This window comes from Thioalkalivibrio nitratireducens DSM 14787 (assembly GCF_000321415.2).
In the GTDB taxonomy this organism is placed as follows: domain Bacteria; phylum Pseudomonadota; class Gammaproteobacteria; order Ectothiorhodospirales; family Ectothiorhodospiraceae; genus Thioalkalivibrio; species Thioalkalivibrio nitratireducens.
The window spans coordinates 3766243-3785754 of sequence record NC_019902.2 but is presented as its reverse complement, the minus strand read 5'-3'; the positions used below and the strand labels follow the sequence as shown (position 1 = coordinate 3785754).

General features: G+C 68.0%; 16 protein-coding genes. 4 read left to right on the top strand and 12 right to left on the bottom strand.

All coding sequences use genetic code 11. The features are described from left to right. Positions 1–75 precede the first annotated feature (75 nt). The 3 genes from glyS to TVNIR_RS17255 form a co-directional block, all read right to left on the bottom strand. On the bottom strand, positions 76–2157 hold the full coding sequence (gene glyS, locus TVNIR_RS17270) for a glycine--tRNA ligase subunit beta (protein ID WP_015260366.1): 2082 nt from the start codon (positions 2155–2157) through the stop codon (positions 76–78). A gap of 66 nt (positions 2158–2223) precedes the next feature. Further along, the gene (gene glyQ, locus TVNIR_RS17265) at positions 2224–3138 is read right to left on the bottom strand and encodes a glycine--tRNA ligase subunit alpha (protein ID WP_015260365.1); all 915 of its coding nucleotides are present in this window, start codon (positions 3136–3138) and stop codon (positions 2224–2226) included. Between the two features lie 345 nt (positions 3139–3483). After that, entirely contained in the window at positions 3484–3810 is a 327-nt protein-coding gene (locus tag TVNIR_RS17255) for a hypothetical protein (protein WP_043739901.1), read from the bottom strand. Between the two features lie 72 nt (positions 3811–3882). On the opposite strand from TVNIR_RS17255, the gene TVNIR_RS17250 reads away from it, so the two are divergent. Together TVNIR_RS17250 and glnA are read left to right on the top strand one after the other, a co-directional pair. Continuing rightward, a complete protein-coding gene (locus TVNIR_RS17250; RefSeq protein WP_015260363.1) occupies positions 3883–5085 on the top strand; it encodes a cation diffusion facilitator family transporter in 1203 nt (400 codons plus the stop codon). Positions 5086–5293: 208 nt separating this feature from the next. Further along, positions 5294–6703: a glutamate--ammonia ligase gene (glnA, locus tag TVNIR_RS17245; protein ID WP_015260361.1), complete on the top strand. Its 1410-nt coding sequence runs from the start codon at positions 5294–5296 to the stop codon at positions 6701–6703. 163 nt (positions 6704–6866) lie between these two features. Here glnA and TVNIR_RS17240 read toward each other — a convergent pair whose 3' ends face one another. Continuing rightward, positions 6867–7070 carry a cold-shock protein gene (locus tag TVNIR_RS17240; protein ID WP_006746338.1) on the bottom strand — a complete coding sequence of 68 codons (204 nt, stop codon included), beginning with the start codon at positions 7068–7070 and terminating at the stop codon, positions 6867–6869. A gap of 247 nt (positions 7071–7317) precedes the next feature. On the opposite strand from TVNIR_RS17240, the gene TVNIR_RS17235 reads away from it, so the two are divergent. Continuing rightward, a complete protein-coding gene (locus TVNIR_RS17235) occupies positions 7318–9273 on the top strand; it encodes a GNAT family N-acetyltransferase (RefSeq protein WP_471545567.1) in 1956 nt (651 codons plus the stop codon). Positions 9274–9767: 494 nt separating this feature from the next. Here TVNIR_RS17235 and TVNIR_RS17230 read toward each other — a convergent pair whose 3' ends face one another. The 7 genes from TVNIR_RS17230 to TVNIR_RS17205 form a co-directional block, all read right to left on the bottom strand. After that, positions 9768–11702 (bottom strand): ATP-binding cassette domain-containing protein, encoded by a 1935-nt coding sequence (locus TVNIR_RS17230; RefSeq protein ID WP_015260358.1) that lies wholly within the window; start codon positions 11700–11702, stop codon positions 9768–9770. Between the two features lie 4 nt (positions 11703–11706). Further along, positions 11707–13026 (bottom strand): MFS transporter, encoded by a 1320-nt coding sequence (locus TVNIR_RS17225; protein WP_015260357.1) that lies wholly within the window; start codon positions 13024–13026, stop codon positions 11707–11709. Between the two features lie 46 nt (positions 13027–13072). Next, positions 13073–14143, bottom strand: a complete 1071-nt coding sequence (gene metA / locus TVNIR_RS17220; RefSeq protein ID WP_015260356.1) for a homoserine O-succinyltransferase MetA — start codon at positions 14141–14143, stop codon at positions 13073–13075. After that, a complete protein-coding gene (locus TVNIR_RS17215; protein WP_015260355.1) occupies positions 14143–14994 on the bottom strand; it encodes a hypothetical protein in 852 nt (283 codons plus the stop codon). Before TVNIR_RS17215 ends, metA begins: the two co-directional genes overlap by 1 nt. Before the next feature lie 5 nt (positions 14995–14999). After that, a complete protein-coding gene (locus tag TVNIR_RS20080) occupies positions 15000–15146 on the bottom strand; it encodes a hypothetical protein (protein ID WP_015260354.1) in 147 nt (48 codons plus the stop codon). A gap of 78 nt (positions 15147–15224) precedes the next feature. After that, positions 15225–16544 carry a TolC family outer membrane protein gene (locus TVNIR_RS17210; RefSeq protein WP_015260353.1) on the bottom strand — a complete coding sequence of 440 codons (1320 nt, stop codon included), beginning with the start codon at positions 16542–16544 and terminating at the stop codon, positions 15225–15227. 88 nt (positions 16545–16632) lie between these two features. After that, the gene (locus tag TVNIR_RS17205) at positions 16633–17289 is read right to left on the bottom strand and encodes a protein-L-isoaspartate O-methyltransferase family protein (RefSeq protein WP_015260352.1); all 657 of its coding nucleotides are present in this window, start codon (positions 17287–17289) and stop codon (positions 16633–16635) included. Positions 17290–17476: 187 nt separating this feature from the next. Here TVNIR_RS17205 and TVNIR_RS17200 point away from each other — a divergent pair, with 187 nt between their 5' ends. Then, a complete protein-coding gene (locus TVNIR_RS17200; RefSeq protein WP_015260351.1) occupies positions 17477–18076 on the top strand; it encodes a TetR/AcrR family transcriptional regulator in 600 nt (199 codons plus the stop codon). A gap of 182 nt (positions 18077–18258) precedes the next feature. Here TVNIR_RS17200 and TVNIR_RS17195 read toward each other — a convergent pair whose 3' ends face one another. Further along, positions 18259–19503 (bottom strand): multifunctional CCA addition/repair protein, encoded by a 1245-nt coding sequence (locus TVNIR_RS17195; RefSeq protein ID WP_015260350.1) that lies wholly within the window; start codon positions 19501–19503, stop codon positions 18259–18261. Positions 19504–19512: the final 9 nt, after the last annotated feature.

The window sequence follows — 19512 nt, the reverse complement described above, 5'->3', positions numbered from 1 at the left end:
GCTCCGTGTCGGGCCAGCGGCAGCGCGTCCACGGGGTCGCTGCGCAACCGCGCCGCCCAGTTGGGGCCATGGTGTTCACCCGGTCGCGAGCCGCGAAATGTCGGCGACCGAGTCGAACCGCGCGGCGAGCTGTCGCAGCAGCGCCAGCCGGTTCGCGCGCAGCGGCGGGTCGTCGACCATCACCAGCACGTCGGTGAAGAAGGCGTCCACCGGTGCACGCAGCCCGGCGAGTTCCGACATCGCCGCCACGTAGTCGCCCTGGTCGACCGCGGCAGCCACGCGCGGCTCGACTGCACGCAGCGCCTCCAGCAGCAGCTGCTCGGCCGGGGTCTGGAGCAGGGACTCGTCGATGTCGCCGCTGCCTTCGTCGCCGGCTTTGCGCAGCAGGTTATGGGTACGCTTGTTCGCCGCCGCGAGAGCTTCGGATTCCGGGCGGCTGCGGAACTGCTGCACGGCCCGGGCCCGGCGTACGAAGTCCAGCGGCACGTCGGGCTCGAGCGCAGCGACCGCCTCGAAGACCTCCGCGGCCATGCCCTGCTCCAGCAGGTAGCCGCGCAGTCGTTCCAGCACATAGGCGCGGACCCGGGCCACGGCTTCCGGCGCCTCCGCGACCCGGTCCGACACGCCCGAGGCCGCGGCCTGCAGCAGCGGCGTCAGGGCCAGCGGTTGCTCGCGCTCGATCAGGATTCGGAGCAGCCCCAGGGCGGCGCGGCGCAGCGCGAAGGGATCCCGGGCGCCGGTCGGTTCCTTGCCGATCGCGAAGATGCCGACCAACGTGTCGAGCCGGTCGGCGAGTGCCAGCGCCTGGGCGAGTGGACCCTCCGGCAGATCGCCACCGGCCTGGCGCGGCCAGTAATGCTGTTCCAGCGCCTGCGCCAGTGCCTCGGGCTCGCGGTCATGCTGCGCGTAATAGCGGCCCATCGTCCCCTGCAGTTCCGGGAATTCGAAGACCATGCGCGTGCCCAGGTCGCACTTGGACAGCAGGGCCGCGCGGCGTGCCAGCGCCGGGTCCAGCCCCATTGGCCCGGCCAGTCCCTCCATCAGTCGCGCCACGCGCCGGGACTTGTCGGCCAGCGTGCCGAGCCGGCGCTCAAACACGACGGTTTCCAGCCAGGGCTGACGGCTCTCCAGCGTTTCCCGGCGGTCCTGCTCCCAGAAGAACTCGGCGTCGGCGAAGCGCGGGCGCAGCACGCGCTCGTTGCCGCCGCGCACGGCCTCGGGGTAGCGCGAGCGGATATTGCTGATCACCACGAACTGCGGCAGCATCTTCCCGGCGGCATCTACCAGCGGGAAGTATTTCTGGTTGTCCTGCATCGTCGAGATCAGCGCCTCCTGCGGCACATCGAGGAAGCGCTCGTCGAAGCCGCCGGTCAGCGCGACCGGCCATTCCACCAGTGCCGTGACCTCGTCGAGCAGGGTTGGGTCGATCAGCGCCTGGCCACCGGCCGCTTCGGCCTCGGCCTGGATCTGTGCCGCGATCGCCGCGCGGCGATCGTCGAACGAGGCGAGCACCATGCCGTCGTGCTCCAGCACCCGGGCATAGTCGCCGGCATGCGCGAGTTCCAGTTCATGCGAGCTGTGAAAGCGATGCCCACGGGTACTGCGACCGCTGCGCAGGCCCAGCAGCTCGATCTCGACCAGCCGCTCGCCGTGCAGCAGCACCAGCCAGTGGACCGGGCGCACGAACTCCACGTCGCTGGAGCCCCAGCGCATCCGCTTCGGGGTGGGGAGTGCGGCTAGGCCGGCCGCGAGGATGCCGGGGAGCAGGTTCTCCAGCGACGCGCCCGGCCGGGCTTCCCGGTAGACCAGGTATTCGCCCTTGTCGGTGTTCTCGCGCTCGAGCGCTTCCACCTCGACCCCGCAGGAGCGCGCGAATCCCTCGGCCGCACGGGTCGGAGTCCCGTCAGCGTCGAACGCGGCGCTGACCGCCGGGCCGCGGCGTTCCTGGATCTGGTCGGGCTGGCGTGTCGGGATTCCGTCGAACAGCAGCGCCAGGCGCCGCGGGGTGGCGAAGGCGGTGACCGAGGCAGGCGCGATACCGGCTGCGCGCAGGCGCTGCAGGCATTCGTCGCGCAAAGCATCGCGCAGCGCAGGCAGCGCCTTCGGCGGCAGTTCCTCCATGCCGAGTTCGAACAGGAGAGGATGAAGATCTTCCATGGCGATGTCCGTCAGGCCCTTGCCGGGCGATAGCGTTCGGTGGGTAATGCGGTCGGGGCTGCGGTCTCAGGCCGCCTGCGAGGCGTGTGTAAGCAGCGGGAAGCCGAGCTTCTCGCGGCTTTCGTAGTAGGCGGCGGCCACCGCGCGAGCGAGTTCGCGCACACGCAGGATGAAGCGCTGGCGTTCGGTGACCGAGATCGCGCCGCGGGCGTCGAGCAGGTTGAAGCTGTGCGACGCGCGCAGTACCTGCTCGTAGGCCGGCAGCGGCAGACCCAGCGCGATCAGGCGTTCGCTCTCGGTGGCGTGCGTGTCGAACGCGGCGAACAGGTGTTCGCGGTCCGCCTGTTCGAAGTTGTAGACCGACTGTTCGATCTCGTTCTGGTGGTATACGTCGCCGTAGGTCACGACGGTGCCGTCGGGTGCCTCGGTCCAGACTAGGTCGAACACGCTCTCGACCCCCTGCAGGTACATCGCCAGCCGTTCCAGGCCGTAGGTGATTTCGCCGGATACGGGCCGGCAGTCGAGGCCGCCCACCTGCTGGAAGTAGGTGAACTGGGTCACCTCCATGCCGTTCAGCCACACCTCCCAGCCGAGGCCCCAGGCCCCCAGCGTCGGCGACTCCCAGTTGTCCTCGACGAACCGGATGTCGTGCACGGTGGGGTCGAAGCCGAGATGGCGCAGCGATCCCAGGTAGAGATCCTGGATATCGGGCGGCGATGGCTTCAGCAATACCTGGAACTGGTAGTAGTGCTGCAATCGGTTCGGGTTCTCGCCGTAGCGCCCGTCGGTCGGGCGCCGCGAAGGCTGTACATACGCCGCACGCCAGGGTTCCGGTCCGATCGAGCGCAGGAAGGTCGCCGGGTGGAACGTGCCGGCGCCGACCTCCATGTCATAGGGCTGCAGCAGCACGCAACCGTGCCGGGCCCAGTATTCCTGAAGCTGCCGGATCAGATCCTGAAAGGTGACCGTGGTGGGGTGCATGATGTGCCTGAATCGCAAGGAAAACGCTGGAGTATACCGGCCCGCCGGGGGCGCCTGCCAGCGGCGGGCCGGCAATCCGCCGGTATTCTGGCCCGTGGGCCGCGCACACGGGCTCCACGAGGCACCCACGCGCTCCGGGAGCAATCGCTCGGCCGGACGCGCGGACTATTTTGGGCTGGACCCGAAAACGGATCGTCCAGTGATGGGTTTCCCGTGATTGGCCGTGCCTGCCTGGCCCCCGGTATCCCCGACCGAGGTCGGCCGCTTGGGGTCGGTGCAGTTCCGCCTGGAACGGATTCTCCGCGGCGCGGCAGCGGGTTGGTTCCGGGGTCGGACGATCCGGGGCTATCCGGAGGCGCCGCCGCGCTGCGGGCGGGACCCGGGTGGCTTGCCGTCATGCGGTCGGAAGGGGATGACCCGCGCGGATCGTCGGGTTGCGTGCACCGGTTCCAGTACCTGGGCAACCAGTGCTTCGAACAGCAGCGCGCGCACCGCGCGTTCCGCCGCGGCGCTGTCCGGAGCCTGCTGCAGATCCGGTGGCGTGAGCCGTGCCGACTGGAGCACCCGCCGTGCTGCGTCGCCGCGCCACTCGGCTACGATATGTCCGGAGACGTTGTCGAAAATACGCAGCACACGGCTGGCATGTTCCAATGATGCTTGCAGTACAAGCATGGACCCCTCCCTGCTCGGTCGGTTTCGAACGCGAGTGCAAATGAGAATTATTATTACCCATCAGGATAGCCGGTGACCCCGGATTCGACAAGCGCTCCGCTACCGTCGCGCGCGCAGCGTTACCGCGCCACGCGCTTCGCGACCCTTGTCGCCGCAATGGTGAATTCGGCGCTGGCGGTAACCCAGATCGTCGCCGGCTGGCTGTTCCAGTCGCAGGCGCTGATCGCGGATGGCGTGCACACGCTCTCGGATCTGGTCAGCGATGGCGTGGTACTGGTCGCAGCGCGCAAGGCGTCGGCGTCGCCCGACCGGGATCATCCCTATGGCCACGGGCGCATCGAGACGCTGGCGACCGTCGTCGTCGGTGTGATGCTGGCCGTTGCCGCCCTGGGCATCGGCTGGGCCGCAGTGCAGCGTCTGCTGGCCTGGGAGATGGTGAGCGGCCCCGCTCCGGCGGCGCTGGCCTTTGCAGTGCTGACCCTGGTCGCGAAGGAGGGTCTGTACCAGTACACGGTACGGGTCGCGCGGCGCATCGGGTCTCCATTGCTGCACGCGAACGCCTGGCACCACCGCAGTGACGCGATCTCGTCGCTGGTGGTGCTGGTGGGCATTGGCGGAGCGGTGGCCGGCTGGCCCTGGCTGGATGCGGTCGCCGCGCTGGTGGTGGCAGTGTTCATTCTGCACATGGCCTGGCGCCTGGTGTTCAAGAGCGCCGCGGAGCTGATCGATACCGCGCTGGAGCCGGAACAGGTGGCAACGATACGGGATGCGATCGCCTGTGTGCCGGGCGTGAAGAGCGCGCACATGCTGCGCACCCGGAAGCTGGGCAACGAGGCGGCGGCCGACGTGCACATCCAGGTGGCGCCCCGGATCTCGGTCTCCGAGGGTCACCAGATCGCGGATGAGGTATACCGGTCGGTTCGGGCGAGCTTCCCCGCGCTGCGCGATGTGACCGTCCATGTCGATCCGGAGAACGACGAGGAGCAGGTGCGGTCGGTCGGTCTGCCACTGCGCCCGGAGATCACCGAATGCCTCCGGGGCGCCTGGGAAGGCGAGCCCGAGCTCGCATCGGTCGAGCAGGTGGGGCTGCACTACCTGGGCGGCCGCGTGCACGTGACCGTGACCCTGCGGCTCGACGACGAGGATGCCGGCGCGCAACTGAACCGGCGCGCGGTGCAACTGGCCGAGCGCCTGCGGCAGGGGGCGGATTTCAAGGATCAGCTCGGCGAGGTATTGATCCTGTACCGGGCGCGCACCAGGGATGGGCGCTCCTGAGCGCCGGTTGCACCATGGTGGTGCCTTCGCTGTTCCAGTCTGGTGCGTAGGACGGGCAAGGGTGTCATCATGGGCAATCCGGGCGCCAAACCATGGCTGGCACAAACCGTGCTTTTGGATTCGGCCGTAACGGATCGCCCGTACCTGTGCCCCGCGCCGGAGGGCTGCGTCCATACATCACGCTCAAGCCAAACGAAAGGAGACTCTCATGTCCGCAGCCGATGTGCTGAAAACCATCCAGGACAAGGAAGTGAAGTTCATCGACTTCCGCTTTACCGACAGCAAGGGCAAGGAGCAGCATGTGACTGTCCCGGCCCACGAGATCGAAGAGGATACCTTCGAGGATGGCAAGATGTTCGACGGATCCTCGATTGCCGGCTGGAAGGGCATCAACGAGTCCGACATGATCCTGATGCCCGATCCGGAGTCGGCGGTGCTGGATCCGTTCTTCGAGGATCTGACGCTGAACCTGCGCTGCGACGTGGTCGAGCCGGCGACCATGCAGGGCTACGATCGCTGCCCGCGCTCCCTGGGCAAGCGTGCCGAGGCCTACCTGGCCTCGACCGGTATTGCCGACACGGCGCTGTTCGGGCCGGAGAACGAGTTCTTCGTGTTCGACGACGTGAAATGGGGTGCCTCCCTCTCGGGTTCCTACTGCAGGGTCGATTCGAGCGAGGCTTCCTGGAACTCCGAGCGCGTCTACGAGGACGGCAACATCGGCCACCGGCCAACGGTCAAGGGCGGCTATTTCCCGGTGCCGCCGGTCGACAGCCTGCACGACATCCGTTCGACGATGTGCGACGTGCTCGACGAGATGGGGCTGCACACCGAGGTGCACCACCACGAGGTCGCGACCGCGGGGCAGTGCGAGATCGGTGTCGGTGCCGCGATGCTGACGCGCAAGGCCGACGAGGTCCAGATCCTGAAGTATGTCGTCCAGAACGTGGCCCACGCCCACGGCAAGACGGCGACCTTCATGCCCAAGCCGATCGTCGGTGACAACGGGTCCGGGATGCATGTGCACATGTCCCTGTCGAAGGACGGCGTGAATCTCTTCAGCGGCGACCTCTATGGCGGACTGTCGGAGACGGCCCTCTACTATATCGGCGGGATCATCAAGCACGCGCGGGCGCTGAACGCGTTCACGAACCCCTCGACCAACAGCTACAAGCGGCTGGTGCCCGGCTTCGAGGCGCCGGTGATGCTTGCCTACTCGGCGCGCAACCGTTCCGCGTCGATTCGCATCCCGTTCGTGATGAGCCCGAAGGCACGGCGCATCGAGGTCCGGTTCCCGGATTCCACCGCCAACCCGTACCTGGCCTTCGCCGCCATGCTGATGGCCGGCATCGACGGGATCCAGAACAAGATCCATCCCGGGGACGCGATGGACAAGAACCTGTACGACCTGCCGCCGGAGGAAGAGAAGAACATCCCGCAGGTCAGCAATGCGCTGGACAACGCGCTCGACGAACTCGATAAGGATCGCGCGTTCCTGACCGCGGGCGGCGTGTTCACCGACGACATGATCGATGCCTACATCGAGCTGAAGATGGAAGAAGTCACGCGCCTGCGCATGACGACCCACCCGGTCGAGTTCGATATGTATTACAGCCTGTAGCCGAGCCCGCACCAGCGGGCCTGGGTCACCCGGCAGCATGGGAGTTCCCGTGCTGCCGGTTTGCCCGTGGTTTCCGGTTCCGATCTTGCCCCGGGCAAAAAAAAAGCCGCCCCTGCCGAGGCGGCTCGATGGATCCGGGGTTGCCCCGGATCCTGCAGTACCGTCAGATCGCCTTCACCGCGCCGGCGGCCAGGCCCTTCGGGGTCTGCTGAATTTCGAAAGACACCTTCTGACCTTCGGCCAGGGTCTTGAACCCGCTTCCATCGATTGCGGAGAAGTGGACAAAGACGTCCTTGCCGCCATCATCAGGAGTGATGAACCCGAAACCCTTGCTTTCGTTGAACCACTTCACGACACCAGTATTCACAACCATAAACCTCGTTACTTAGAGAGAAACAAAAGTGAGCGGCTCGGCGGCAACCGTTCAACGGAAGCGACTGCTGATACAGATCCCACCACGATATGTCGCTTGTCGGCCTCTCACGCGCCTGACTATACGCCGGACTTCGCGTGAACGCCAATAAATCTCTTGCTTATTTTTCGTTGCTGTCGCTTTGCTTTGGCGATGGGTCGTCGCGCTTCGCTCCGGCGCCCGGCTGTTACCATGGTCGACGATGTGCGCCGATACCCCCCAATCCCGGATCCCGCGGCGCCTGGTGATGGTCCGCGATGGACCCGGGGCGCGGAACCGGGCCGCCGCGTGGTTACGGCGTCTGGCTTCGTCCTCTGACGTGGGATGGTTCGGGGCCTCGGTTCCCGATGGGCTGCCAGGAACGCGCCCGGCGCAGGCCGGCCACTGGCTGGGCCGCGAACTCGACGCGCTGGTGTTCGAGGGAGGAGCGATACCCCCGGTGGACGCGCTGGCCATTGCCGCGGGTCTGTTACGCGGCGGGGGCGTGTTCCTGCTGCTTGCGGGTGAACCGGCGCCGACGCCGTTCGGGCGGCGCCTGCGCCGGTTTCTGGCCGAGGACATCGTGGAGCGGGTTGCGGAGGACGGAACGTGGCCGGTTCCGGTGATCCCGTCGCGAGCTGAGGAGCGTCGGCTGAATGCGGGGCAGCGGCGCGTGTTCCGGGCGCTCGCGTGTGCCCCGAGCTGGCCCCCGCGGACTTGCGCGATACTCACCGCACCGCGCGGGCGCGGTAAGTCCACGCTGTTGGGAGCGCTGGTCGTCCACTGGCTGCTCCGAACTCCGCTGGACGTTCGGGTGACCGCTCCGAATCCGGACGCGATCCGCCCGCTGTTGGGCGAGGTTGAGCGCGGTGGGGGTACGCCGTGCCGGGGCGGCACCCGAGCCGCGGCTTTGTACATCGCGCCCGACGCACTGCTGGAGCGCGGGCTCGCCCCGGATCTGGTGGTAGTGGATGAGGCCGCAGCGCTGCCGGTGCATCTGCTGCGGCGCCTTGCGCGCCTGGCGCCACGCGTGGCGTTCGCCACCACCACGGCGGGGTTCGAGGGCAGTGGCCAGGGTTTCCGGCATCGATTCCTGAAGACGCTGCGCGACGATGGCCACCGGCTGCACGAGTTCCGCTTGGACTGGCCGGTGCGCTGGCCGCCCGGGGATCCCCTGGAAGACTGGGTCGACCGGCTATTCCTGCTGGACGCCGAGGCCAAGGCACCCGCAACCGCGCCTGGGAGGCCACCGTTGCGCATGCGCTGGGTCTCGGGCGCAGGCCTCGCCGCGAACGAGTCGCGGCTGCGGGCGGTGGTCGGACTGCTTTCCGACGCCCACTACCGCACGCGGCCGTCGGACCTGCGCCGCTGGCTGGATTCCCCGGAGCTGCAGGTGGGCGTGCTGGCCGAGACCAGGGGTGTCGGTATCGTCGGTGTGGTGCTCGCCCAGATCGAGCCCGGTCTGGAACCGGGTTTAGCCGACGCCGTGTGGTCCGGTCTGCGCCGGCCGCCCGGGCGATTCCTGCCCTGCGTGTTGGCCGAGCATGGAGCGCTGGCGGCGGCGCGGCGTCCGGCGCTGCGGGTGCTGCGCATCGCGGTCGACCCGCACTGGCAGCGTCGCAGGCTTGGCCGACGGATGCTGCGCGCTACCCTGGGCTGGGCCCGGCGGCGGGACGTTCCGGTCGTGGGCGCGAGCTTTGGCGCGGAACCGGGTTTGATCGAATTCTGGACGGGTGCGGGGTTTCGATGCCTGCGCATCGGTTTCCGGCGCGAGACCACCAGCGGCTTGCACGCGGCGGTCGTGTTTCGGGGCACCAGTTCGGAGGCCGCCGCCGATCTCGCGTGGCTGCGCGCGCGGGCGGCCCGCGACTGGCCGGTTTGGTGGCCGGCCCGCTGCGGGGCCTGGAAGCCGGGGTCGCCACGGCGGTCGCAGCCGATCTGCCATCGGCCGGGGTTGCCTGCACGGCGCTCGATCGGCGCTCGGTTCGTGCCTTTGCCCGTCTTTCCCGACCGTTCGAACTCGCGCTTCCGGCGCTGCGACGATGGCTGCATGCAGACCCGGAGCGGACTTCCGCTCTGCCCGCCCCGGAGCGGGCACTGCTCGACGCCGCGGTGCTGGAACTGGCCGGCTGGCCGGAGCTTTGTGCGCTCGCGGGTGCTTCGGGGCGCCGGGACGTGATCGGCATGCTGCGCGGCACCGTCGCAGGGCTTCTGGAGACGGATCCTTCCGCCGGCGCTGCGTGAGCGCCTGGTGTGGTGCCGGCGGTCGGAAGCGGATCCCGAGCCCGGGGCGGCCGTTCGCGTTCCTGCGGATCCCAACGGCGGAAGCGCGCAGGGTGTGCCGACGCTGGCGGTACGGCGACCCACGATCAGAATCCCAGACCCGGGCCATCGACAACGCCCGTGACCCGGCGGAGGCGAAGGGCGGAAGATGGCAGCACCATTCGCGGCCCGGCATTCGCGGCGCCCGCGACAACCCCGGTTTGGGCGCGGCGGATGACGGTTCCCAGTCTCTTCCACCCTGATAGGGATCGCATCGCAACGATGTGTGCGAAAGGGTTTGTTTTGTTGGCTCCGCCATTGGGCGACCGCCGAAGCTTTCATGGATTGCGAGGCGATCCATGGGGTCTGCGCATCCTTGATCGCCGCGGAGGTGGCCAGGCACCATGAAAGCTAGCTATCGGCGGACTCGAGCGCCTCCCAGCGTGCGTAGGCGGCAGCGAGTTCCTCCTCCAGTCGCTGCAGTGTCGTCTGCAGTTCCGGCACGCGGTCCGGGGCGTTGCGGAAGAGTTCGGGGTCCGAGAGCTGCCCCGCGAGGGCTTCGCGCTCCGATTCGAGTTGTTCGATGCGGCCCGGCAACTGCTCGAGTTCCCGGGCATCCCGGTAGGAAAGCTTGCGCGCAGCCGGCTTCGGCGGGGCCGGACTCCGGTCCGGCGGTGCCGGGGTTTGCGGTGTGCTCAGGGCGGGGGCGCCCACCGTTGGCCCGCTGGCCTGGATGCGCGTCTCCAGCAACGGGGCAGTGACGCGTTCCGGCAGGTCGGACCAGCCGCCGACGAATTCCTCGCAACCACCCTGGCCGTCCAGCACCAGCGTGCTGGTGACCACGTTGTCCAGGAATGCGCGGTCGTGGCTGACCACGATCACCGTGCCGGTGTACTCGATCAGAAGCGTCTCGAGGAGTTCCAGGGTTTCGACATCCAGATCGTTGGTCGGCTCGTCCAGCACCAGCAGGTTCGCCGGGCGCAGGAACAGCTGGGCCAGCAGCAGGCGGTTGCGCTCGCCGCCCGAGAGCGCCGAGACCGGCTGGCGCGAACGGGCCGGCGGGAACAGAAAGTCTTCCAGGTAGCTGAGCACGTGGCGCGTGACGCCGTTGACCGTAATCCGGTCGCGGCCCTGGCCGACCGTGTCCTGCACGGTCGCGTCTTCGTCGAGTTGGGCCCGCGTCTGGTCGAAGTACGCGATTTCGAGCTGAGTGCCGAGCGTGACGCTACCGGAGATCGGGGCGAGTGCACCCAGGAGCCCGCGCAACAGCGTGGTCTTGCCGGCCCCGTTGGGTCCGACGATCCCGAGCCGGTCGCCGCGCTGCAGCAGCAGGTCGAGGCCGCGGATCACCGGCACCCCGTCGTAGCCGAAGCTGGCGCGCTCCGCCTCGATCACGCGCCGGCCCGAGCGCTGCTCGGGTTTCAGCGCCAGCCGGACCTGGCCCTGACGTTCGTGCCGTTCGGCACGCTGCTGGCGCAGCCGCTCGAGGGCCCGGACACGCCCCTCGTTGCGGGTGCGCCGGGCCTTGATGCCCTGGCGGATCCAGGCCTCTTCCTGCGCCAGCTTCTTGTCGAACTCGGCATTCTGCCGCACCTCGGTCTCGAGCCTTTCGGCCTGGCGCTGGCGCAGCGCCTCCAGGCTGGGCGGGTGTTCATACAACTGCCCGCGGTCGAGTTCCACGATGCGGGTAGCCAGCCGCTCCATGAAGCCGCGGTCGTGGGTGATGAACACCATGGTCATCGCGGTGCCGGCGAGCATGTTTTCGAGCCAGGCGATCGCGGCGATGTCGAGGTGGTTGGTCGGTTCGTCGAGCAGCAGCAGGTCGGGATTCCGCACCAGTTCTCGCGCCAGCCAGACCCTGCGCCGCAAGCCCCCGGAGAGTTCGGCGAATGGCTGGTCGGGCGGGAGCTCCAGGCGCGACAGGGTGGTTTCTACGCGGTTTTGCAACGCCCAGCCGTCGATCGCTTCCAGTTCCGCCTGCACCCGGCCCATGGCCTCCAGGGCAGCCGTGCCCCCCTGGGCGGCCTCCAGGCTGAGGTGATGGTAGCGTTCGAGCAGGCGACCATTCTCGCCCAATCCATCGGCGACCACGTCGAAAACGCTGCCGTGAACGTCCTCGGGAAGCTCCTGGGTCAGGTAGGCGGTTACCAGTCCGTCGGTGCGCGTGCTCTCGCCGGAATCGGGGTGGATCCGGCCAGCGAGGATCTTCAGCAGCGTCGACTTGCCCTCGCCATTGCGGCCGACGATGCAGACGCGCTCGCCCGGGTTCAGGGCGAGATCGATGCCATCGAGCAGGGCTGCCAGGCCATAGGCCAGGCGGATGCCACGGAGCGTCACCAGTGCCAAGGGTTCAGATCTCCCGCATGCGCCAGGCGCTTGCGGCGCCGGCAAGGCTGAACAGGGCCAGTAGCAGGATTGCAAACTCGGTGCCGGCCAGTTGCGCCAGCAGCCCGAACAGGCCGCCGACCAGCAATAGCACGCCGATTACGGTATTGCTGACCGCAGTGAACGCGGCACGGGTCTGCTGGGTGGCCATGTCGACCAGATACGTCTTGCGGCCCAGGCGTACCCCCGCGTGACTCACACCGAGTACGAAAAAGAACACCGCGAAGACCCAGCCATCGAGCGCCGGCGCCATTCCGCTCCAGCTCGCGGTGGCCAGCACGATCCCGAGCAGTCCGGCGATCAGGCCGGACACGATCAGCACTTGGCGCGATGAGCGGTCGGACGCGCGACCCCAGATCGGGGCGCTGACCGCCGAGGCCAGTCCGGTCGCGAGGATCAGCAGGCCGAGGGTCACGAAGCTGCCCGAGGTCGCCGCCTCGGCGAGCAGTACGTAGAAAGGCAGGGCCAGCGCAGTGCTCATCAGCAGCGCGCGGGTCAGCACGAAGTGGCCGAAGTCGCGATCCCTCCAGAGCAGGCCAAGCGAACGTATCGCCTCGGAGACCGCGTTGCCGCCACCCTCGGTGGCACCCGGATGTTCGTGCAGTCCGGCGAATACCGCTGCCGACAGCCACCACACGCCGGCCGCGGCGGCGAGCAGCGCGGCAAACAGCCCGACTCCCGCATGCTCCAGATTCGCCAGGGTCAGATACAGGCCGAGGCCCAGCGTCGCAAGGCCCGCTGCCGATGCCGCATAGCCCATCACGGTGCCACGCCGCCGCTTCGCGATGGTTTTCCCGAGCACGTCCTTGGAGGCCACCGAGTTCACGCCCCGGGACAGCGCGAACACGATTAGCAGCGCCAGGATGGCCCAGCCGGCGGCCGCACCCTCCAGCGTCAGCGCGACGACCGCCATCAGGGCAACGGCCAGGCCCTGACCGACGCTGCCAAGCACCCAGAACCACTTGCGCACCGGCTGGCGCCGGATGGCCGCGGCAACGAACAGCTGCGGGATCAGCGATCCGGACTCGCGGATCGGCACCAGAAAGCCCGCGAACGCTGCAGGTGCACCCAGCGCCCCCAGCATCCACGCCAGCACCAGGCGTGCGGAGGCGAGCTCGTCCCCGACCTTGCTGAGCGTATTGGACACCAGGTGGACGAAAAAGTTGATCGGCTGGGCATTGCACGCCTCTTCCGGGATGTCGCTGCAGACACGGGCATCCTCATCGCCTGCGATGGTCTCGTACAGCGCGGTCATCGGCGTGTCGGAGGCAGGTTCGCGTGACATCGGTGTCTCGGGAGCCGATCGGGTGCGGGCCGCAGCCCTCAACCCTTCAGCGGCTCCAGTTCAGGGGCGCGTTGGGGTCGACGCCGGGCCGGAAAGGAATGCGGCGGTCGTGGTTCGTAAACTGGTAGACGTTGCCGATCCAGTTGTTGACCACTGCGAGCGCGCTATCGTGCCAGGTGTTGTCGAGTCGGCCCACCAGCAGCGGTTCTGGCAATTCGGGTGCCGGCACGCGCCGTTGCCGGGCCTGCTCGACGCGTTCGCGGTGTTCCTCCAGGATCGCCGCGGCCTGCGGTGACAGGTAGCGCTCGGGCAGCGGCGGGAATTCCTCGCGCTCGCCGTTTACGAAACGCAGTACCTCGCGCTTGTACTCTTTCAGCAGGCTGATGCTGTCGTATTCCGGGTGCCCCTGGAAGAACACCAGCCGGAACCCGTCCTCCGACACCGCGAGGTGCACGCCGGCTCGCTCGCTTTCGACCAGCACTTTCAACCGGTGGCGATCGAACTGCTCGCGGGATACGTCGTTGAAGCGCGAGTGGGGCACGTCGAAGCGGGTGTTCACGCCGGCCACCAGCGGATGCGTGCGGTCGACCACCCGATGGTCGAACACCCCCCAGAGCTTCGCGCCCCGGTGCCGGCGGCGCTCTCCGTAGCGCGACTGCATCACTGCATGGGTGGTTAGGCACGAGCACAGCGTGGAGGTGACGTTCTTCCAGGCCCATTCGACCACCTCTGCGAGCGGTTCCCAGAACGGCTCCAGCGCCAGGTCGGGCTGACTCACGTTCGCCCCGGTGATGATCAGCGCATCGAGGCCCTCGCGCTGGATGGTGTCGAACGTTTCGTAGTACCGCTCGACATGGGCCTGCCCCCCCGGGCCACGCGGCAGTTCGGCCAGCGTGAAGGGATGCATGTAGAACTGCGCGATCTGGTTGCTCTCGCCGACTAGGCGGAAGAACTGGCGTTCGGTGGCGGCCAGCGCGGCATCGGGCATCATGTTGAGCAGGCCGATGTGCAGCGCGCGGATGTCCTGGTGCAGCGCGTAGTCGTTGGGTAACACGGTACCGCCTTCCTTGCGCAGGCGTTCGAAGGTCGGCAGGTTGGAGTGGGCAACCAGCGGCATCAGATCCGCCCTCCGCGGTCCAGCGCGAGCTGCACCAGGTCGTCGAAGTCGGACGCCGACCCGACTTGTGCGACCTCGCTGCTCAGTACGGTGTAGCCGTAGTCCCGGGCAATCGCCTCGTAGCGCGGCAGCCGGGACTGGAACAGGTATGGAAACACCCAGCGGACGAAATCGTCGGGGTCGATCTGGGCCACGTAGTCGAGGTCGTGCTGGGACATGTAATGGGTCAACTGCTTGTCGAGGAAGGCCTCACGATAATACAGCGGCTTGGGTTCGCGTTCGGCCCGCGCAATCAGCGCGCGCTGGTTCTTGTCTGTGGCGCGGATGTACAGGAGCAGGGTGTGCTGTGCCAGGGTTTCGAGCACCTCCGGCGCATCCAGTTCGCTGACCGAGCCGCCGGCATCGTTGATGAAATGGGGATAGTCGAACAGAATCTGCGCCTTGTGAATGAAGTCCGGCACGTCCAGCATTGCCTGCACCTCGGCGGCATGGTGCAGGGCCTGGCGGCGCTTGAACTCGGTGAGCGAGAGCCCGCCGCGTTCGGGGTTGCCGAGCTTGCCCAGAAAACTGGACACGGGATGCAGGTTGTCGACGGTGATGTTGTTGATGATCTGGATCGAGTCGGCGCGCAGCAGGTCGCGCAGAAACGGAACCTGCATCGCCTGTGCCTTGATGTTGTCCAGGATCGGCTCGCTCAGGTAACGGGTGCCGATCCGGTAGTCGCCGGAATAATGAAACCAGTCTTCGCGCCGGAGCATGTTCGACAGGTGTGTCTTGCCGACCCCCGACATTCCCAGCAGGGTGATCCGGCGGTGCGGAAGATCCCGGTACTCGGCAGGTGTCAGACGCATAGGGTTCAGCGCCGCAGGATCAGCAGTACTCCCGCCACCAGAGCGAGAGCGCTCAGAACCAAGTGATCATACTGGAACCGAAGGCCCAGCAGTCCCTGCAGCCCGTACAGAACGAGCCAGATTCCGAGAAGCAGGGTGCCGAGATGACGCATCGGGCGGGTGTCTCCGTTGGCTGGGCGCTGGTGCTCGCGCGCGCTGCCGGCGATCGCGTGCCGGACCTGTGCGGGGCGTTATTCCAGGAAGGCATTGATGCGCTGCAGGTCGGCGAGGCTGAGGCTCCCGACCGCGCGCTGCAGGCGCAAGGTCTCGAGCAGGTAGCCATAGCGGGCCTCGGCATAATCGCGCTCGGCCCTGAAGACCTCGCGCAGGGCCAGCAACACGTCGACCTGGGTGCGCGTGCCGACCTCGAAGCCGGCCTGGGCCGATTCGAATGCTGCCTGCGTGGATTGCAGCGCCTGAGCCAGCGCCCGCGCCCTGGATGCGTTCGCGATCACCGAAAGGTAGCTGTTCCGGGTGTTCTGTACCGTCTGGCGCTGGGTAAACACCACCGTCTCCTGCGCTGCCTCGAACTGCTCCCGAGCTTCGCGGGTGATCGCGCTGACGCGCCCGCCGGTGTACAGGGGCACGTCCAGCCGCAGCCCGATCTGGGCGTCGGTGCGGTCGTTGAACTGCCCTCCGGGCACCGAGTTCACCCCGGAATAGCCGGTGTCGCTGACCGAGGCCCCCAGCCCCAGTGTCGGCAGCCCCTCCGCGCGCTGGCGCCCGATCTGTTCGCGGGCGACCTCGGCACTCAGGCGCTGTGCGTTCAGCTCCTGGTTATTCTCGAGCGCCGCCGAGACCCAGTCCTGGGGATCCATAGGGTCCGGCGAGGGCATGTCGAGGTGTTCTCCCAGGGCGGCGAGTTGGTCGTAATAGCGGTTGGTGATCACTGCGAGCTGTTCGCGCGCGAGGTTGAGCGCGTTCTCGGCCGCGATCTGCTCGGCAGACGCAATGTCAAACTGCGCCTGCGCTTCCTTCACGTCGGTGATCGCGATCAGCCCGACCTCAAAGCGCCGCTGGGTCTGCTCGAGCTGCCGGCTGATGGCCTCGCGCTCGGCCCTGCGGAACTCCAGCGTCTCCCGGGCGACCAGGACGCCGAAATAGGCTTCGGCGACGCGCAGGATCAGATCCTGCCGGGCGGCATCGAGTTCGGCCGCGGCACTGGAGATCTGCAGGTCCGCCTGGCGCACGCCGATCCGGTTTCGCTGGTCGAACAGGCTCTGGTTCAGGTTCAGCCCGATGCTGTGGCTGGAACCGTCGATGCTGCTGCTGCCGTCCGGGTCGGAGTAGAACGCACCGAGTTCGGCGTCGGCCGAGAGCTGCGGCAGCAGCGTCGAGCGTGCGATCGGTCTTGCCTCGAGCACCGCCCGGTACTGGGCCTCGGCCGCCCGCAGCTGGGCGTCCTCCATCTGGGCGTGCTCGAATACCTGCAGCAGGTCCTCGGCCTGGGCGGGCAACGCCCAGGTGGCGGCGAACACGGCGGTGGCGCACAGGGCGCGAAGCATTTTCATGGCAGGGATCCCCGGGAAATCGCGATCCGCATATGCTAGCAGAGCCCGGGCGTCAATGGGCGTGCCGGACCCCGGCAGGCGGCGACCGTCAGAAGACGAACTCGGGGCGCGGTTCGAAGCCCAGCAGCGGTTTCAGCCGGGTCTCGAACAGCGTCTCGGTGCGGTAGCTGTCCTCCGCGACCCGGATCACCAACCGGGCGTGCATCACCGGCGGGCGGCCCACCACCACGAACAGGCGCCCGCCCAGGCTCAGGCTCGACTGCAGGAACGGGTCGTAGTCCGTCATCGCCCCGTTGACGCTGATCACGTCGTAGCGGTTTCGCGGCGGTGTCCAGCCGGGTGACGCCGTCGCGGTTCGCAGAGAGGCATTGCCGATCCCGAGTGCTTCCAACCGCGCACGGGCCGCCAGGCGGAATTCGTCCACGCGCTCGACGCTGTCGACCTGCGCCGCGAGCCGCGCGAGGCAGGCGGTGACAAAACCGGAGCCGGTGCCAATCTCCAGCGCGGTTTCGCTGTCCCCGGGGGCCAGCGCCTGCAGCAAGCGCCCGACCACTCTCGGGGCCAGCATCGACTCGCCGTGACCCAGCGGGATCTCGGTATCCGCATACGCCAAACCCTCGCGGCCCGCGGGCACGAACGTTTCCCTGGGCAACGATTCCATGACGTCGAGGACGCGCATGTCGAGCACATCCCAGGGGCGAACCTGCTGCTCCACCATGTTCACGCGCGCCAGGGTGAAATCCATCGATCGGGTCCTCGTCGTATCCGCAAACGCCGCCGCAGGGTACGGCGACCGCCCGGGGGAGGCAAGTGGCTGCGTGCGCAGGGCATGGCGCTACGCCGCGTGTCGTGCGCCTGCGCGCGCTCGGTGGCCTTGGCAATGGGGAATCCTACCCGTTGTCTTTGACCGGACGGTCCACCATCCTTGCGCGATGACCGATCAATGCGAGACGAGGCAGCGGATCGTCGACAGCGCCTGCGACCTGATCCACCGCCGCAGCTATACCGGCGTGGGCGTCGCCGAGATCTGCGCGCAGGCCCGCACCAGGAAGGGCAGCTTCTATCATTTCTTCCCGAGCAAGCAGGACCTCAGCCTGGCCGTGATCGACGAGCTGCGGCGGATCCTGGACGAGCAGGTGCTGTCACCGGCCTTCGGACGCGACGTGCCGCCGCTGCGGAGGTTGGAGCGGTTCGTGGATCACCTCTGCGGTTTCCAGCAGGGGGCGATGGCCGCGACGGGCCGCATGCCCGGCTGTCCGTTCGGCAACCTGGCGCTGGAACTCGCCACCACCGACGAGGCCATCCGCCGCCGGCTCGGGGCCGTGTTCGCCGCGATTCGCACGCGTTTCGAACATGTGATCGAGGATGCGGTCGCGATCGGAGAGACGGGTCCGGTCGATGTCCGGGCGACCGCCGAGGCGATGCTTGCCTACATGGAAGGCATGCTGATGCTGGCCAAGACCGCCAACGACCCGGCGGTGATTCGGCGCCTGGGGCCGGCGCTGGCCCGGATTCGCATTCCCCCGGACTGACGTCAGGTGATACTGACCTCGTGCCTGCTGCGCCCGGCGGCGTTGCGCGCACCCGGGTTGTTTGCGCGGACCCCGTTGCATGCGCATGGGCAACCCGGATCCCGCCGTGCGGGGGGAGCGTCATCCTTCGCAGTGACGGGGGTGTTTTCATCCGCTCCGAGGCCGTGCAGCGGCTTCCGGTTTCAGCCGGGTCCGTTCGGAGCCTCGTCCTGCAGGCGCAGTTCGGCGATGGCGCGGATGCGCGCCCGGCGCAGCGCGGTGCCCAGGGCCGCACCCCGCAGCCCTTCCCGGGTAAGCGGTTCGGGTGATACCCCGGCGGCCGCACGGGCTGCCCGGCGCACCGCATCGGCTTGCGGGTAGGGACGGGTGGCGAATCCGGCACGCCCCCGGAAATCGGCCTCGACCGCCAGGAGAAAGGGTTCCAGGCCTTCGGGCCGGCGCAGCGTGTCGAGGCCTTCGATCAGTTTCAGTAGCGTTGCGGGGCGCAGTTCGAACACCCGGTGGACCAGCCCATGGTGCCGCGCCACCTTGATCGCGAGGTCGCGGTGGCGCTTCGGGATGCGCAGGCGCTGCGCCAGTTCCCGGATCAGCTGCACGCCGCGTTCCTCGTGGCCGTGATGGCCGGGCAGGATTTCGGCCGGGGTCGTGCCCTTGCCCAAGTCGTGTACCAGGGCTGCGAACCGCACCTCGGGGCTCTCGCTCAACCGCGTGGCCTGCTCCAACACCAGGAAGGTATGCACCCCGGTGTCGATCTCCGGGTGGTAGCGTGGCGGCTGCGGCACTCCGAACAGCCGGGCCAGTTCCGGGAACAGCACTTCGAGCGCTCCGGTGGCCCGCAACACCTCGAAGAATCGAAGCGGGGCGGGACTTGACAGCGCTTTCTCGCACTCGGCCCAGACCCGTTCGGGAACCAGCGCGTCGACCTCGCCGCTGGTCACCAGTTCGCGCATCAGGGCCTCGGTCTCGGGCGCGATGGTGAAACCGAAGGGGGATAGCTGTGCCACGAGCCGTGCGACCCGCAGCAGGCGCACCGGATCCTCGGCAAAGGCCGGCGACACGTGGCGCAGCACCCGGGCCTGCAGATCGGCCTGGCCACCGAACGGGTCGATCAGCCCGCCGTTGGCGGCCTCGGCGATCGCATTGATGGTCAGGTCGCGGCGCGCGAGATCCTGCTCCAGCGTGACCTCGGGTGCGGCGTTGAAGCGGAAGCCGTGATAGCCCCTCGCAGTCTTGCGCTCGGTGCGCGCCAGCGCGTATTCCTCGTGCGTCTGCGGGTGCAGGAAGACCGGAAAATCGCGGCCCACGGGGCGGAAGCCGCGTGCCTCCATCTCCGCCGGGGTGGCCCCGACAACCACGTAGTCCTTCTCGCGCACGGGGCGGCCCAGCAGGCGGTCCCGCACGGCTCCGCCGACCAGGTAGGTCTCCATGACGGCTAG

Coding starts and splice junctions, on each gene's coding strand:
- metA (WP_015260356.1), bottom strand. CDS start 14,143: ATGCCGCTGGTTGCCCACTCCAACCTGCCGACCTTCGAACGCCTGCGC.
- TVNIR_RS17205 (WP_015260352.1), bottom strand. CDS start 17,289: ATGGATTTCACCCTGGCGCGCGTGAACATGGTGGAGCAGCAGGTTCGC.
- glnA (WP_015260361.1), top strand. CDS start 5,294: ATGTCCGCAGCCGATGTGCTGAAAACCATCCAGGACAAGGAAGTGAAG.
- TVNIR_RS20080 (WP_015260354.1), bottom strand. CDS start 15,146: ATGCGTCATCTCGGCACCCTGCTTCTCGGAATCTGGCTCGTTCTGTAC.
- TVNIR_RS17225 (WP_015260357.1), bottom strand. CDS start 13,026: ATGTCACGCGAACCTGCCTCCGACACGCCGATGACCGCGCTGTACGAG.
- glyS (WP_015260366.1), bottom strand. CDS start 2,157: ATGGAAGATCTTCATCCTCTCCTGTTCGAACTCGGCATGGAGGAACTG.
- TVNIR_RS17195 (WP_015260350.1), bottom strand. CDS start 19,503: ATGGAGACCTACCTGGTCGGCGGAGCCGTGCGGGACCGCCTGCTGGGC.
- TVNIR_RS17200 (WP_015260351.1), top strand. CDS start 17,477: ATGACCGATCAATGCGAGACGAGGCAGCGGATCGTCGACAGCGCCTGC.
- TVNIR_RS17255 (WP_043739901.1), bottom strand. CDS start 3,810: ATGCTTGTACTGCAAGCATCATTGGAACATGCCAGCCGTGTGCTGCGT.
- glyQ (WP_015260365.1), bottom strand. CDS start 3,138: ATGCACCCCACCACGGTCACCTTTCAGGATCTGATCCGGCAGCTTCAG.
- TVNIR_RS17235 (WP_471545567.1), top strand. CDS start 7,318: ATGTGCGCCGATACCCCCCAATCCCGGATCCCGCGGCGCCTGGTGATG.
- TVNIR_RS17215 (WP_015260355.1), bottom strand. CDS start 14,994: ATGCGTCTGACACCTGCCGAGTACCGGGATCTTCCGCACCGCCGGATC.
- TVNIR_RS17210 (WP_015260353.1), bottom strand. CDS start 16,544: ATGAAAATGCTTCGCGCCCTGTGCGCCACCGCCGTGTTCGCCGCCACC.